The organism is Streptomyces sp. NPDC096152 (assembly GCF_044763235.1).
GTDB lineage: Bacteria > Actinomycetota > Actinomycetes > Streptomycetales > Streptomycetaceae > Streptomyces.
Genome location: NZ_JBIWFW010000007.1, coordinates 316,853 through 330,966, shown reverse-complemented (window position 1 = coordinate 330,966; position 14,114 = coordinate 316,853). Strand labels below are relative to the sequence as shown.

General features: G+C 71.4%; 13 protein-coding genes and 1 tRNA gene. 4 read left to right on the top strand and 10 right to left on the bottom strand.

Going from position 1 to position 14,114, the window contains the following annotated elements; translation table 11 throughout:
* Positions 1-247 precede the first annotated feature (247 nt).
* Positions 248-586: a hypothetical protein gene (locus ACIQ9G_RS24850; protein ID WP_343324481.1), complete on the bottom strand. Its 339-nt coding sequence runs from the start codon at positions 584-586 to the stop codon at positions 248-250.
* Between the two features lie 250 nt (positions 587-836).
* Between ACIQ9G_RS24850 and ACIQ9G_RS24845 the strand changes: the two genes are divergently transcribed.
* A complete protein-coding gene (locus ACIQ9G_RS24845; RefSeq protein WP_403613308.1) occupies positions 837-1,574 on the top strand; it encodes a PH domain-containing protein in 738 nt (245 codons plus the stop codon).
* A 57-nt stretch (positions 1,575-1,631) separates the two neighbouring features.
* Here the strand turns inward: ACIQ9G_RS24845 and ACIQ9G_RS24840 are convergent, their stop codons facing one another.
* A complete protein-coding gene (locus ACIQ9G_RS24840) occupies positions 1,632-1,787 on the bottom strand; it encodes a hypothetical protein (RefSeq protein ID WP_403613305.1) in 156 nt (51 codons plus the stop codon).
* A gap of 218 nt (positions 1,788-2,005) precedes the next feature.
* Here ACIQ9G_RS24840 and xerC point away from each other — a divergent pair, with 218 nt between their 5' ends.
* Positions 2,006-2,437 carry a tyrosine recombinase XerC gene (gene xerC, locus ACIQ9G_RS24835; RefSeq protein WP_403613302.1) on the top strand — a complete coding sequence of 144 codons (432 nt, stop codon included), beginning with the start codon at positions 2,006-2,008 and terminating at the stop codon, positions 2,435-2,437.
* Positions 2,438-2,509: 72 nt separating this feature from the next.
* Here the strand turns inward: xerC and ACIQ9G_RS24830 are convergent.
* From ACIQ9G_RS24830 to galU, 7 genes are all read right to left on the bottom strand, one after another.
* A tRNA-Ala gene (locus tag ACIQ9G_RS24830) sits at positions 2,510-2,583 on the bottom strand.
* Positions 2,584-2,699: 116 nt separating this feature from the next.
* Positions 2,700-3,947, bottom strand: coding sequence for a gephyrin-like molybdotransferase receptor GlpR (glpR, locus tag ACIQ9G_RS24825; RefSeq protein WP_403613299.1), 1,248 nt, complete (start codon positions 3,945-3,947; stop codon positions 2,700-2,702).
* A 184-nt stretch (positions 3,948-4,131) separates the two neighbouring features.
* Positions 4,132-4,788, bottom strand: a complete 657-nt coding sequence (locus ACIQ9G_RS24820) for a GNAT family N-acetyltransferase (RefSeq protein WP_403613296.1) — start codon at positions 4,786-4,788, stop codon at positions 4,132-4,134.
* A gap of 17 nt (positions 4,789-4,805) precedes the next feature.
* Positions 4,806-5,363, bottom strand: coding sequence for a molybdenum cofactor biosynthesis protein B (locus ACIQ9G_RS24815; RefSeq protein WP_403613293.1), 558 nt, complete (start codon positions 5,361-5,363; stop codon positions 4,806-4,808).
* A complete protein-coding gene (gene moaC, locus ACIQ9G_RS24810; RefSeq protein ID WP_403613291.1) occupies positions 5,360-5,872 on the bottom strand; it encodes a cyclic pyranopterin monophosphate synthase MoaC in 513 nt (170 codons plus the stop codon). Before moaC ends, ACIQ9G_RS24815 begins: the two co-directional genes overlap by 4 nt.
* A 168-nt stretch (positions 5,873-6,040) precedes the next feature.
* Positions 6,041-7,363: a gephyrin-like molybdotransferase Glp gene (gene glp, locus ACIQ9G_RS24805; RefSeq protein WP_403613288.1), complete on the bottom strand. Its 1,323-nt coding sequence runs from the start codon at positions 7,361-7,363 to the stop codon at positions 6,041-6,043.
* A 5-nt stretch (positions 7,364-7,368) separates the two neighbouring features.
* Positions 7,369-8,271, bottom strand: coding sequence for a UTP--glucose-1-phosphate uridylyltransferase GalU (gene galU / locus ACIQ9G_RS24800; RefSeq protein WP_392194016.1), 903 nt, complete (start codon positions 8,269-8,271; stop codon positions 7,369-7,371).
* Between the two features lie 132 nt (positions 8,272-8,403).
* Between galU and ACIQ9G_RS24795 the strand changes: the two genes are divergently transcribed.
* Positions 8,404-8,982, top strand: coding sequence for a 5-formyltetrahydrofolate cyclo-ligase (locus ACIQ9G_RS24795; protein ID WP_403613284.1), 579 nt, complete (start codon positions 8,404-8,406; stop codon positions 8,980-8,982).
* Positions 8,983-9,224: 242 nt separating this feature from the next.
* Here ACIQ9G_RS24795 and ACIQ9G_RS24790 read toward each other — a convergent pair whose 3' ends face one another.
* Positions 9,225-12,068 (bottom strand): penicillin acylase family protein, encoded by a 2,844-nt coding sequence (locus ACIQ9G_RS24790; protein ID WP_403613281.1) that lies wholly within the window; start codon positions 12,066-12,068, stop codon positions 9,225-9,227.
* A gap of 203 nt (positions 12,069-12,271) precedes the next feature.
* Between ACIQ9G_RS24790 and ACIQ9G_RS24785 the strand changes: the two genes are divergently transcribed.
* Entirely contained in the window at positions 12,272-13,801 is a 1,530-nt protein-coding gene (locus tag ACIQ9G_RS24785) for a potassium/proton antiporter (RefSeq protein ID WP_403613802.1), read from the top strand.
* Positions 13,802-14,114 lie beyond the last annotated feature (313 nt).

The window sequence follows — 14,114 nt, the reverse complement described above, 5'->3', positions numbered from 1 at the left end:
CGCCCGCGTGGGCAGACCCCGGCCGCCGCCTACGATCCGTCAGCGGGTCGGCACGCCATGAGATCGCGGGAGGCTGCGGAGAGGCAGGATCGGCAAGAAGATCGCCCAACAGGCCGGCGGCGAGGTTCTGCTGTACGGCTCCCTCATACGCCCCCGCGGCACTCCACCCCACCGGACCGACGATCCGCATCTCCGGAACCCTGGGGTTCGGGCGGTTGAAGGTCCGTCACGCCCGACGCCGAGGTAACTACTTCCACGCAACGGCCACGACGACCGCGGCCGCCGAGAGTGTCCCCACGGCGTAGAAGGCCCACTGCTGCTTGTTGCGCATGCCCATCAGAGCTGCCACCGCCACCAGAACGTCCAGGGAGAGCTTCACCCCCATCTTCGCGTTGTCCACCGGTAGGTCGAGGGACGTCCGGGTCCATATCAGTCCCGCACCGGTGACCAACTGTATGACCGCGCTGATCGGCATGTAGCTGCCGGCCACCGGGTTCTTCTCCCTCAGCTGATAGAAGAGGCCGCCCATGATCGCGGCGAACCCGAAGAGGTGGAAGACGAGGAACACATATCTGAGGATCTCCATGCCGGCGATCATCCCATCCCTCAAAAGGAGGGCCCACACTGGGAGTTGACAGATACATTGCGGGGCGGGCATCCCTGAATTGCAGGTGTGAGTTCTGGTGTGTGTGGGCCTCGGGATGCTCGCGCGTCGCCGCCCACGGCGGCACCCTGCGCTGACCTGCGGCATACCCCCGGGTAGGACTCTCAGGGGACACCCCTATCCTCTCCCCAGTCGCGCACGTGTTCGTGCGCATCAGGTGGGGAGAACAGCGGTGGACAACAGCGCCATGCCGTCGGCCGGCGTCGGAATCGTGCGGGAGTACCGCAAGTACAAGAAGACGCCCTTGGTGAGGGTCCTGGGGCCGTCGGTCATTCCGATCCTCGCCTTCTCCCAGACACTGCGGCACGGCGGCCCGTTCCGGTGGCCCATGGTCATCCTCGCCGTCATTTTCGTGCTGACCCTCGCGCGGCTGGGGCTCTACATGCGGCGCGGCCGCACGCTGGTCGACCCTGACGGCATTACAGTCCGCCGCGCCCTCACCGAGCGCACCCGCGCCTGGTCCGCCATCTACGACATCCGCGCCGAGCCCGTTCCGAACGCCATGGGTTCCGCCCGCCGCTGGCTCGCCTACCTCTACGACACCGAGGGCCGGCGCCTCCTCCTGCCGCACATCGACGACTGGCAGCTGGACAACCCGCCGGCCGAGGTCGCCGGTCTGCTGGCCGTCGGGGCCCCGTACCGCGGCATGGCGTGGGCGCGCCGGCCGGAGGTGGAGGCGCTGATCCGGCAACGGGCGGCGCACCGCAGGGCCTGGCTGTGGGCGGTCTACGGGGCGCTCATCGTCTTCGGGTGCATGACCGTACTGTCGATCGGACTGTTGTTCACCTCGGACGGCTCGCCCGTGGTCCTGCTGACGATGCTGGTTCCGCTGGGCTCCTTCGTCCTGTTCGCCGCCCTCTTCCACGCGGGCTGGAAGTACCTGGTCCCCCGCGACCAGCGGGAGGCCTGACACACGTCGGGGGCGGCCGGTCCGGCCGCCCCCGAGGTCACTTCCGGCGCACGGCGCCTACCACACGACGGTGATGCGGTCCGCCGGAAGCGGTGCGATCGGGCTGCCGGCGGAGGAGCTGGCCGTCAGGTACTTCTCCAGCGCGCCCAGGTCGTCGCCGCCCACCAGGTCGCCCGTGCCTCGGCCGAGCGTCGGGCGGCTCGACAAGCTCACCGTGCGGGACGTGCGGAACTGGGTGAATAGCCTCCTGGAACAGTGCCAGTGCTGTGCCCAGGGTCTAGACACGAAGCGGGACACTTCGCGTTGCCGTGCCGCCGGCCAATGCTGCGGGCGGGTCCCCTCCCGTCGCACCGTGCAGGACGCCCGCGCGGTTCTGCGTTCCGCGCTGACCAACGCAATGACGGAGGAACTGATTTCGAAGAACGTTGCGCTTGGTCCACGACGAGACCAAGACCGCAGTGTCGACGGCGACGCTCCCCCCTCCTGGGATCTGCGTCACGGCGCTCCAACTGCGGAGGAAGGAACAGGAGCTTTCCAGGCAGGCGGCCGGTGAGCTGTGGACGGCCAACGACTTCGTGTTCACCACGCGCTACGGCACGCCGTTCGAACCGCGCAACTTCAACCGCCGGTTCATGGACCGCACCGCCCGCGCCGGCATCCGTCGAATCCGGCTGCACGACACCCGCCACACCTGCGGCTCGCTGCTCGCGCCCCTGGACGTACATCCCCGCGTCGCCATGCAGATCCTTCGGCACAGCAAGATCGCAGTGACCATGGAGGTGTACACGCACGTCCCGTCCGAAGCGACTCGGCGGGCGCTGCGCAAGCTGGGCAAGCACCTCGGGAAGCAAGATCCGAAGTAGTTGCTGTACTTCGCTGCCGTACAACATGTCAGAGCCCCGGTCGGAATTCACCGACCGGGGCTCTGAGCTGCGTGGACCTGAGGGGATTTGAACCCCTGGCCCCCTCGATGCGAACGAGGTGCGCTACCGGACTGCGCCACAGGCCCTTGCAACGAGTGAAACTCTAGCATCCCCGTCCGGGTGGTCGGAAATCCATTGCCCGGCTGGTCAGGGGCGGGTCTCCGGAGGCGGTGTTTCCGCCGGAGTCCCGCCGCCCCACGGTCTACTCGTTGGCCGCCCGCGGGCGGTCCCCGTCCTCGTACTGGTCGAAGAGCGGCGTCCGGCCGCGCTCGCGGGAGCGTCGGGCGGAGGCGGCGCGGCGGGCGTCGCTGCGCTCGTCGGCGGCCGGCCGGTCCTCGTCGTGGGCCGACTGCTGCGGCGGCGCGGCGTCGGGGACGGCGGGGGCCGCCTCCTGCTCCGGCACGGCGGAGCTGGACCGGGCCGAACTCCAGGCGTCGGGCGCCCCGAGGTCGACGTCGGAGGTGGCGCGGGGGGCGACCGGCGCGGTCACGTACGTCGGCAGCGGCACCGGGACGGGGTCCCAGCTGTCGCCGTGGCCGGGACGCCGCTGGCGCTCGCGCTGCTGGTCGAGCCACTCGGCGTGGTCGGTCTGCTCGACGAGGGCGCGACGGTCGGCGGCGAGCGCGGCCAGTTCCTGGTCGGTCTCCGGCTCGGGTCCGGCCTCCGGCTCGTCCGCGGCCGCCTCCACGGCCGCCCGCCGGCGCGGCTGGCGCTCACGGAGCCGCTGCGCGGCGACCTCCGCGCGGCGGCGGTCCATCTGGAAGGCGAAGCGGCGCCGTTCCTGCGCCCGCAGGTACACGATGTACCCGCTGAGCATGACGGCGGGCACGGCGGGCGCCCACAGGAGCGCCAGGCCGCCGACCGCCGCCACGATCGCGCCCAGGGTGAAGGCGAGAAAGAGGATGACGGTGGTGCGCCGGCGGCGCGCGAGGACCTTCGAGCGCCGGGCGCGCGCTGCGGCCGCCTCCGCACCGGGGGCCCGCCGGGCGGCGGGCACGCGCGGCCGTGCGGGCACCTCGCCGGCCGTGACGGCCGGTCCGGTGGAGTGGGCCGCCGCGGAGGCGGATCGGGCCGCGGGTCTGCCCGGGCGCCCGGGCAGACCCGCCCCCGGACGCTCGCGGTCCGGTGTCCGCTCGCGCTCCGGTGCCTGCACCGGGGCGGGCTCCTGTGCCCGGGTCGGAGACACGGCGAAGGCCCGGACGTCCACCGAGTCGGTGACGGCGTCCGGTCCCGTGGCGTCGCGCTCCCCCTCGTCGGTGGAGCGCGCCCGCAGGTCCCTGGCGTACCGGCGCTCCATGCCCGCCCGTCCGGACAGCAGCCGGATGGCTGTGCTGAAGCGTTCCGTCGGACGGGCCTCGTTCAGCTCGTCCTGCCTACGGAGCCACATCGGCACCAAGTAGGCGGCCCAGGCCCCGACAATGACTGCGTAGATGAGGCCGCTGCTGCTCACGTCTCACACGGTAGAGGGGTTTGCGTGAGGCCATCTGCCAATTGGGCCGGTGTGTCGCACGATCTGGCTGATATTTCGAACTTTTTTTGTGACCGATGCGATCAGTCGGCCGTCAACCCTGCGAATTCAATGCCCCCGAGACGGTCGCGAGCAGATCCGAGGCCGGTCAATTTCGAACACTTATTCAATTTCCGGGCCACGCGGGATTCCCTCGGGTGTTCTGTTCGCCGGAGGCCGTGTTCCGGGCCCGCTGGGCGCGGGTGCGGCGCCACCGGTTCAGCAGCCCGTCGGGCACCTCCTCCGCGGTGAGCGCGTAGACCAGATGGTCGCGCCAGGCGCCGTCGATGTGGAGATAACGCGGCCGCAGCCCCTCCTCGCGGAATCCGAGTTTCTCCACCACCCGGCGGCTCGGCCCGTTCTCCGGGCGAATGCAGACCTCGACGCGGTGCAGGCCGACGGTGCGGAAGCAGTGGTCCACGGCGAGCGCCACGGCCGTCGGCATCACTCCGCGGCCGGCCACCGCCTCGTCCACCCAGTAGCCGACGTGGCCCGAGCACATCGAGCCCCAGGTGATGCCGGCGACGGTCAACTGCCCGACCAGCCGCCCCTGGTACTCGATGACGAAGGGCAGCATCCGGCCCGCGTGCGCCTCGGACCTGAGGTGGCGGACCATCTGGCGGTAGGTCGGCCGGTGGGTGATCGGGCCGCTGGGCGTGGGCGGCGGGATGGTCGCCTCCCAGGGTCTGAGCCAGTCCCGGTTGCGCCGGTTGACCTCGCGCCAGACCCGTTGGTCGCGCAGCTTTATCGGGCGGAGGACGACATCGCCCTCCGCGAGCACCACGGGCCAGGCCGGGCTGTTCAGCTCGCACCCCCGGGGCGTCTGGACCGGTCGTCGCCGGCCGGAGCCGGTTCCCCGCCCGGCCCGGGGTGGTCGCCGCCGCGCAGCTGGTCGACGGCGTGCGTCAACAGGGGCTCCAGGACGGCCAGTCCGTCCTTCACCCCGCCGGTGGAGCCCGGCAGGTTGACGATCAGCGTCCGTCCGGCCACTCCGGCCAGGCCCCGGGAGAGCGCCGCGGTCGGCACCTTCTGCCGTCCGTACGCCCGGACGGCCTCCGCGATGCCCGGCACCTCGTGGTCGATCACCCGGCGGGTCGCCTCGGGGGTGCGGTCGGTGGGCGAGATGCCGGTGCCGCCGGTGGTGACCACGACGTCGTACCCCGCCTCGGCGGCGGCGCGCAGCGCGGCCTCGACCGGGTCGCCGTCCGGGACGACCCGCGGGCCGTCCACGGCGAACCCGAAGCCCTTCAGTCCGTCCACGATCAGCGGACCGCCCCTGTCCTCGTACACCCCGGCCGCGGCCCGGTTGGAGGCGGTCACGACGAGTGCCCGGTACGGCACGCCCGGCGCGCCGCTCATGCCCGGCTCCAGTCGCCCGACTTGCCGCCCGTCTTCTCCTCCACCCGCACGTCCGTGATGACCGCTCCCTTGTCGACCGCCTTGACCATGTCGATCACGGTGAGCGCGGCGACCGAGACCGCGGTGAGCGCCTCCATCTCCACGCCCGTGCGGTCCGTCGTCCGCACGGTGGCCGTGATCTCCACGGCGTCGTCCGCGACCGACAGGTCCAGTCTCACACCCGACACCGACAGCGGGTGGCACAGCGGGATCAGGTCCGGGGTGCGCTTGGCCCCCATGATCCCGGCGATCCGCGCGGTGGCGAGGGCGTCGCCCTTGGGTACCCCTTCGCCGCGCAGCAGCTCGACCACGCGGGGCGAGACGAGGACGCGGCCGGCGGCGCGGGCGGTGCGCGCGGTCACCTCCTTGCCGGACACGTCGACCATGCGGGCGGCGCCCGCGTCGTCGAGGTGCGTCAGTCGGTCCTGCGCAGGGGGTCCGGGGGTCTCCCCCCGGGAAGGCACGGTCATGATCGTGTGGCGCTCCCGGTCCGGGCCCGCCGCGGTGCGGTGCGCGGGCCTGTTGTGCGCGACACGGTACCTCCCGGGCGGAGCGGGCAGCGGACCAGGACCCCCGGGCCCGGCGCGCACCCCCGCGCGCGTGGGAGCCCGCCGCGCACCCCCGCGCGCGTGATGGGCTCAGCCGAGCAGGACGACCTCGACCTCGGTGCCGGGCTCGACGGACTCGACGTCCTCGGGGACGACGATCAGCGCGTCGGCCTGGGCGAGGGCCGCGACCAGATGGGACCCGGCGCCGCCGACGGGGGTCACCTCGCCGTCGGCGTACGTCCCGCGCAGGAACTGCCGGCGCCCCTTGGGCGAGCCGAGCGCCTTGCCGGCGGCCAGCGTCGCCCGGGTCCGGGGCCGGTGGACGTCCTCCAGGCCCATCAGGACGCGGATCGCGGGTCGGACGAACAGCTCGAAGGAGACGTACGAGGAGACGGGGTTGCCGGGCAGCGCCAGCAGCGGGATGTGGTCGGGGCCGACGGTGCCGAACCCCTGGGGCTTGCCGGGCTGCATGGCCAGCTTGCGGAAGTCGACGCCGCCGCCGGACTCGTCCTCGTCACCGACGTGCGCCAGCGCTTCCTTGACGACGTCGTACGCTCCGACGCTCACGCCGCCGGTGGTGACCATCAGGTCGGCGCGGACCAACTGGTCCTCGATGGTGGACCGCAGGGTGTCGGCGTCGTCGGCGACGGCGCCCACCCGGTAGGCGATGGCGCCGGCGTCCCGGGCGGCCGCGGTCAGCGCGAAGCTGTTGGAGTCGTAGATCTGGCCCTGGCCCAGTCGCTCGTCGGGCTGGACGAGTTCGCTGCCGGTGGACAGCACGACCACGCGCGGGCGCGGGCGCACCCGGACCGTGCCGCGGCCGATCGCGGCGAGCAGCCCGATCTGCGGCGGCCCGAGGACGGTGCCCGCCTCCAGGGCGAGGTCGCCCGCCTTCACGTCGCTGCCCTTGGCGCGCACATGCGCGCGTGCCTCGGCCGACCGGTACACGCGTACGTGCCCGCGCGCTCCCTCGGGGGCCAGGCTGCGGGCGCGCATCCCCCGCACCGGGCCCTCGCCGAGGCCGCCGTCGGTCCACTCCACGGGGACCACCGTCTCGGCGCCGGGCGGCAGCGGCGCGCCGGTCATGATGCGGGCGGCCTGGCCGGGTCCCACCCGGGTGAGGCCGGCCGCGCCCGCGGCGACGTCCCCGATCACCTCCAGCACCGCCGGGAACTCCTCGTTCGCGCCGGCGACGTCCGTGACCCGTACCGCGTAGCCGTCCATGGAGCTGTTGTCGAACGGCGGCAGGGAGACCGGCACCGTCACGTCCTCGACCAGGACGCAGCCCAGGGCGTCGAGCAGGTTCAGCTCGATGGGGTCGAGGGGGCGGACGGTGGTGAGGACGTCCTCCAGGTGCTCGTCCACCGACCACAGGCGGTCCGGGTCGGCGGCGGGGGTCGCGGCGCTGCTCAACGTCGTTACATCTCCTCGGCTACGTAGCGCTGAAGCCAGGCCTTGAAGTCGGGGCCCAGGTCTTCACGTTCGCACGCGAGTCTGACAATGGCACGCAGGTAGTCGCCACGGTCTCCGGTGTCATAGCGGCGGCCCTTGAAGACGACGCCGTGCACCGGGCCGCCGATCTTCTCGTCCTGGGCGAGCTGCTGCAGCGCGTCGGTGAGCTGGATCTCGCCGCCGCGGCCGGGTTCCGTGGTCCGGAGTATGTCGAAGATGTGCGGGTCGAGCACATACCGGCCGATGATCGCGTAGTTGGAGGGGGCGTCCGCCGCGTCCGGCTTCTCGACCAGGCCGGTCACCTGGACGACGTCACCGTCCGTGGTGCTCTCCACGGCCGCGCAGCCGTAGAGATGGATCTGTTCGGGCGCGACCTCCATGAGCGCGACCACGCTGCCGCCGTAGGTCTCCTGGACGTCGATCATCCGCTGGAGCAGCGGGTCGCGCGGGTCGATCAGGTCGTCGCCGAGGAGCACGGCGAAGGGCTCGTGGCCGACGTGCGGGGCCGCACAGAGCACGGCGTGACCCAGGCCCCTGGGGTCGCCCTGGCGGACGTAGTGGATCATCGCCAGGTCGCTGGACTCCTGCACCTTGGCGAGCCGCCTCTCGTCGCCCTTCTTCTCCAGGGCCGACTCCAGCTCGTAGTTGCGGTCGAAGTGGTCCTCCAGGGGGCGCTTGTTGCGGCCCGTGACCATGAGGACGTCGTTGAGACCCGCGGTGACGGCCTCCTCGACCACATACTGGATCGCCGGCTTGTCGACGACCGGCAGCATCTCCTTGGGAGTGGCCTTGGTGGCCGGCAGGAACCGGGTTCCGAGACCTGCTGCGGGAATGACAGCCTTGCTGATCCTGGGGTGCGACTGAGTCATGTCCGCAACCTTATCCGGTGCCTTTGCGGGGAATCTGTGGCTCCGGTCATTCGGCTCTTGTATGAGCACATTGGGAAGGGTACGGGAACGACGTTGCGTCACACCGGACACAAAGGCGAGCCTGACAAGCGAATGTTGCGCCGGGAATTCCTCGCGGTGAGGAACAGGTTGACCGCGGATGACGTGCGGAAGTCGGCGGCCGCGCTCGCCGGGCGTGCGCTGGAGCTGCCCGAGCTGGCGGGGGCGCGCACGGTGGCCGCGTACGTCTCCGTCGGCGCCGAGCCGGGCACCCTCGCGCTGCTGGACGCGCTGCGCGCGCGGGGGGTGCGCGTCCTGCTGCCGGCCCTGCTGCCCGACAACGACCTGGACTGGGGCGTGTACGGCGGGGAGGGCTCCCTCGCGCGTGTGCAACACGGCGGGAGGATGGCGCTGTTCGAGCCCTCCGGCGAGCGGCTCGGCCCGGACGCGGTGGCGGAGGCGGACGTCGTTCTGCTGCCCGGGCTCGCCGTCGACGCGCGCGGGATGCGGCTGGGCCGCGGCGGCGGGTCCTACGACCGGGTCCTGGCCCGTCTGGAGCGCGCGGGCGTCCACCCGGTGCTGGTGGTGCTGCTGTACGACTCCGAGGTCGTCGGGCACGTCCCCGGGGAGGCGCACGACCGGCCGGTGCAGGCGGTCGTGACGCCCTCGGGGGTACGGCGTTTCAGAGCTTGATCGGGGCATTGTCGAGGCTTTATCAGAGCGCCGGTCAAACTCTGATCGTGGCTTTGTCGGCCGCTCCCGGACTTCGGCTTCTTGTTCAGCTTTCCGATTACCGGAACCGTGGATCACCGGCACGGTTGCCGGCCGCGTGATTGCCCGGCACGGTCAGGGAGATGACCGCGCCGGTGCCGAACGTGCCGAGCGCGAGGGGCCCGCCCCCGAGATGGGTGCGGGCCCCTCTTCTCGCCGGCCGCTCAGGGCTTGAGCGTGAGCTTGTCGCTCGTGCTCCGGTCGACCGCGTCCGGCGAGTAGGACCACGTCAGCAGGTCGCCCTTGGCCCACTTGCCGGTCTGGTCGGTGTAGTGGGCGCTGAAGGCGTGCCCGGAGGCGCCGGTGAGGTTGATCCACCGGGACTTGTCCAGGTCGGCGAGGTTGACGACCATCCGCATCGACGGCACCCAGATGACGCCGTAGCCGCCGGCCGCGTTCCAGCCCGCGGCGTTGACCGCGGCCTCGCCGCCGCTGAGCTTCCAGGGGCCGCGGTTGAGGGCGTACTGCAGGAAGCCGGGCCCGTCGGAGCCCAGGGTCTGGTTCTTCAGGAACAGGCGGTGCAGCCGGCCCCAGCTCCAGGTGTCGATGTCCTTGCCGAGCTTGGCGGTCAGCTCCCAGCGGGCGTCGATCATGGCGCGCCGGAACAGCTCGTCACGGTTGTCGGCCTTGGGGCGGGTGCCCGCGGCCGGCGCCTTCCACCAGTCGCTGTTCTCGTCGTCCATCAGGGTGCGCACCACCTCGAACCAGCGGTCGCCGCCGTCGGGCTGCGCCTGGTCGGAGTCGCGCTCACCGCACTCGCGGACCTTCTGCGCCTCGTCGGCCGGGCCGGTGGTGTCGGACGGCTCCACCCACAGGCACTGGCCCTTGACCCGCAGCTCCTTGGGGAGCTTGTTGCCGAAGGCGAGCTTGAGCACGTTGCGCCAGACGGCGTTGAAGTAGGCGGCCGCCGCCGAGTCGGCGTTCTGGGTGTAGTCCCAGCCCTCCAGGAGCTTCTGCGCCTGGCGGACGTCCTTGTCGCCGATGTCGATCTTCAGCAGCTTGGGCACGAGCAGCTTGGCGATCTCGCTGCTGTTGTCCAGCTGCATCTGCCGCATGTCCTCGGTGGAGATCTTGCCGCCGCCGTCGATCTTCGACTGGATCAGGTCGCTGATCCGCTGGCTGCGGGCGCCGTAGCCCCAGTCCGTGGTGAGCGCGTACGGGTAGGTCTTCGGGTCGACGACGGCCTGGTTGGCGGTGACGATGTAGCCGCGCTTGGGGTCGTACTCGTAGGGCAGCTCGTCCTGCTTGAGGTAGCCGGTCCAGTCGTACTTCGAGTCCCAGCCCGGCGCCGGGATGGAGCCGTCGTCGGTCTTGGCGCGGACCGGGATGCGGCCGGGCAGCGTGTAGCCGATGTGGTTCCGGGTGTCGGCGTAGATCAGGTTCTGCGAGGGCACGTCGAACAGGGCCGCCGCCGACCGGAACTCGCCGAAGTCCTTCGCCTTGTCGAGGGCGAAGACGGCGTCCATGGTGGTGCCCGGCTCCAGCGCGGTCCACTTCAGCGCGATGGCGTAGCCGTCGCCGCGGTCGGGCGCCGCGGTGTCGACGGCTGCCTTCCGGCCGACCGTGACGAGCTCGTCGTCCCGGTCGGAGAGCAGCGGCCCGTTGCCGGTCTCCCGGACGGTGATCGTCTTGGCGGCGCCGCCGGCCACCTTGATGGTCTCCTGGCGGGTGGTGAAGGGCACCACCTTGTCGTCGCGCAGGTAGCCGTCGCCGCTGAGCTTCTCCAGGTACAGGTCGGTGACGTCGACGCCGGAGTTGGTCATGCCCCAGGCGATGTCCTGGTTGTGGCCGATCACCACGCCCGGCATCCCCGCGAAGGTGTAGCCGGTGACGTCGTAGGGGCAGGCGCTGGAGACCGTGCGGCAGTGCAGGCCCATCTGGTACCAGACCGACGGCAGCGCGGGACCCAGGTGCGGGTCGTTGGCCAGCAGCGGCTTGCCGGTGATGGTGTACTTCCCGGACACCACCCAGGAGTTGGAGCCGATGCCGTCGCCGTTGACGCCGACGGCCGAGGGCAGGTCCTGCATCGCGTCATGCAGGCCCATCAGCTGGCTCTGCACGCCCGAACCGGAGGACGCCGGGGTGCCGCCCGCCCCGGGCGACCGGCCCGTGCCCGCCGTCCCGGAGGTGCCGTGGGTGCCCGCGGTGCCGGACGGGCGGCCCGTGCCCGTCGAGGTGCCGGCCGAGCCGGCCGTGCCGGTCGGGGTGCCCGCGCCGCCGCTGGCCCGGAACGTCCTGCCGAGCGCGTCGTACTGGCCCTCCGTGACTATCGCCTTGTTGCGGGCGTAGGGGTAGTCCGGGTAGAGGTCCTTGATCTGCTTGGGGCCGAGGCGGCTGGTCATCAGGGCGCGGTCGACCTCGTCCTGCATGTTGCCGCGCAGGTCCCAGGCCATCGCCTTCAGCCAGGACACGGAGTCGACCGGGGTCCACCGCCCGGGCCGGTAGTCGTTGGTGAAGCCCAGGGCCGCGTACTCCAGGGAGATGTCCGAGGCGTCCTTGCCCTTGAGGTAGGCGTTGACTCCCTCGGCGTACGCCTGGAGGTACTTCTTGGTGGAGGCCGACAGCTTCGTGTCGTACTCCCGCTGGGCGACCCGGTTCCAGCCCAGGGTGCGCAGGAAGGCGTCGTTCTTGACCTGGCCCTTGCCGAACATCTCCGACAGGCGCCCGGAGGTCATGTGCCGGCGCACGTCCATCTCGTAGAACCGGTCCTGGGCCTGGACGAAGCCCTGGGCCATGAACAGGTCCTCGGCCGAGGAGGCGTAGATCTGCGGGATGCCGTAGCCGTCGCGCTTGACGTCGACCGGGCCCGACAGGCCCTGCAGCGTGACGGTGCCCTTGGTCTGCGGGAAGGAGGAGCGGACCGTGCTGATGGACCAGTAGGCCCCGTAGACGACGCCTCCGATGAGGGCCAGCACCAGGACGAGCACGATCAGTCGGGCTTTTCGCCCCTTCTTCCTGCCGGACTTGCCGGGCTTGTCACCCGTTGAGGCGGTGGTGTTGGGGGGCATCGCTGTCCTTGCTGTCCTAACGCGAGCGGCAGGCGGTACTGGAGTGCTGGAGCAACCATAGGCGCAGGGCCCGATACCTCTTGACGCGGAGTCGGGTCCAGGCGCGGACGGACGTTCGATCTTGCCGCGTGAAGCGTCAAGAAAGCGTCAAGAGTTAGGTAAGGTAACGAAGTAACCCGAGACCTCCGGGGGAGGAACCGCCGCTGACTGTCCACCACCTCAACCAGCTCCTTCTCGTCTGCTCGCTCGTCCTGCTCGTCGCCGTGGCAGCGGTCCGGATCTCCTCGCGCAGCGGGCTCCCCAGCCTGCTCGTCTACCTGGGGATCGGGGTCCTCCTCGGCCAGGACGGCCTGGTCCACCTGCACTTCGACAACGCCCAGCTGACCCAGATCATCGGCTACGCGGCCCTGGTCGTGATCCTGGCCGAGGGCGGTCTCGGCACGAAGTGGAAAGAGATCAAGCCGGTCCTGCCCGCCGCCTCCGTGCTGGCGCTGGTCGGGGTCGGCGTGAGCGTCGGCGTCACGGCGGCCGGCGCGCACTACCTCATCGGGCTGGACTGGCGGCCGGCGCTGATCATCGGAGCGGTGGTGTCCTCCACGGACGCGGCGGCGGTCTTCTCGGTCCTGCGCAGGGTCCCGCTGCCCGCACGCGTGACGGGCACGCTGGAGGCCGAGTCCGGCTTCAACGACGCCCCCGTGGTCATCCTGGTCGTCGCCTTCTCCACGGCGGGCCCGGTCGAGCACTGGTACGTGCTGCTGGGTGAGATAGCTCTGGAACTGGCCATCGGAGCGGCCATCGGCCTCGCGGTGGGCTGGCTCGGCTCCTGGGGCCTGCGCCATGTGGCGCTGCCCGCCTCCGGCCTCTACCCGATCGCCGTGATGGCGATCGCGGTCACCGCCTACGCGGCCGGCGCGCTCGCGCACGGCAGCGGCTTCCTCGCCGTCTACCTCGCGTCGATGATGCTCGGCAACGCCAGGCTGCCGCACTGGCCGGCCACCCGCGGCTTCGCCGAGGGGCTCGGCTGGATCGCCCAGATCGGCATGTTCGTCCTGCTCGGCCTGCTGGTCACACCGCACGAACTGGGCGACGACATCTGGCCCGCCCTCGTCATCGGCCTGGCCCTGACCATGGTGGCCCGGCCGCTCAGCGTGGTGACCAGCCTGGTGCCGTTCCGGGTGCCCTGGCAGGAGCAGGCCCTGATGTCCTGGGCCGGCCTGCGCGGCGCCGTGCCCATCATCCTGGCGACGATCCCGATGGTGAACGGCGTCGACGCCACCCACCGCATCTTCAACATCGTCTTCGTCCTCGTCGTGGTCTACACCCTGGTGCAGGGACCGACCCTGCCGTGGCTGGCCCGGACGCTGCGCCTGGGCGAGGGCCCGGAGGCCGCCGACCTCGGCATCGAGGCGGCGCCGCTGGAGCGGCTGCGCGGCCATCTGCTCTCCGTCGCGATCCCGGAGGGGTCGCGGATGCACGGCGTGGAGGTCAACGAGCTGCGGCTGCCGGCCGGGGCCGCGGTCACGCTCGTGGTCCGCGAGGGAAAGTCGTTCGTCCCGCTGCCGACGACGGTCCTGCGGCGCGGCGACGAGCTGCTCGTGGTCGCCACGGACCCCGTCCGGGACGCCGCGGAACGGCGGCTGCGCGCGGTGGGCCGGGGCGGCAAGCTGGCCGGCTGGCTGGGCACGAACGGGGGCGCCCGCGGTGAGGGGCGGCAACCCGGCGGCTCGCGTTGAGAGCACGTTCCGCACTGATCACACCGGCGGCAATCACAGGCGAACGGCAGCCGCGGTGCTCCTTTTCACAGGGGTACGAGGCACCGGCCCCTGTACGATGAAGGCGCACCCTGATCGAACCAACTCTGCCTGACGCAGAGCTGGCGCGACCGTATGGCGGCCGTCTCGCCCCCCGCAGTGGGCGCCGGTATCTACCGCAGTCCGCGCAAGAGGACAGCTCTCGGCGCCCGGAGCCCCGCCCGTGGGCCCGCGCTACCAGGCGGCAGAAAGGCACGGGCCGTGGCATCCACGGTCTCCACCGGACCGGCGCGGA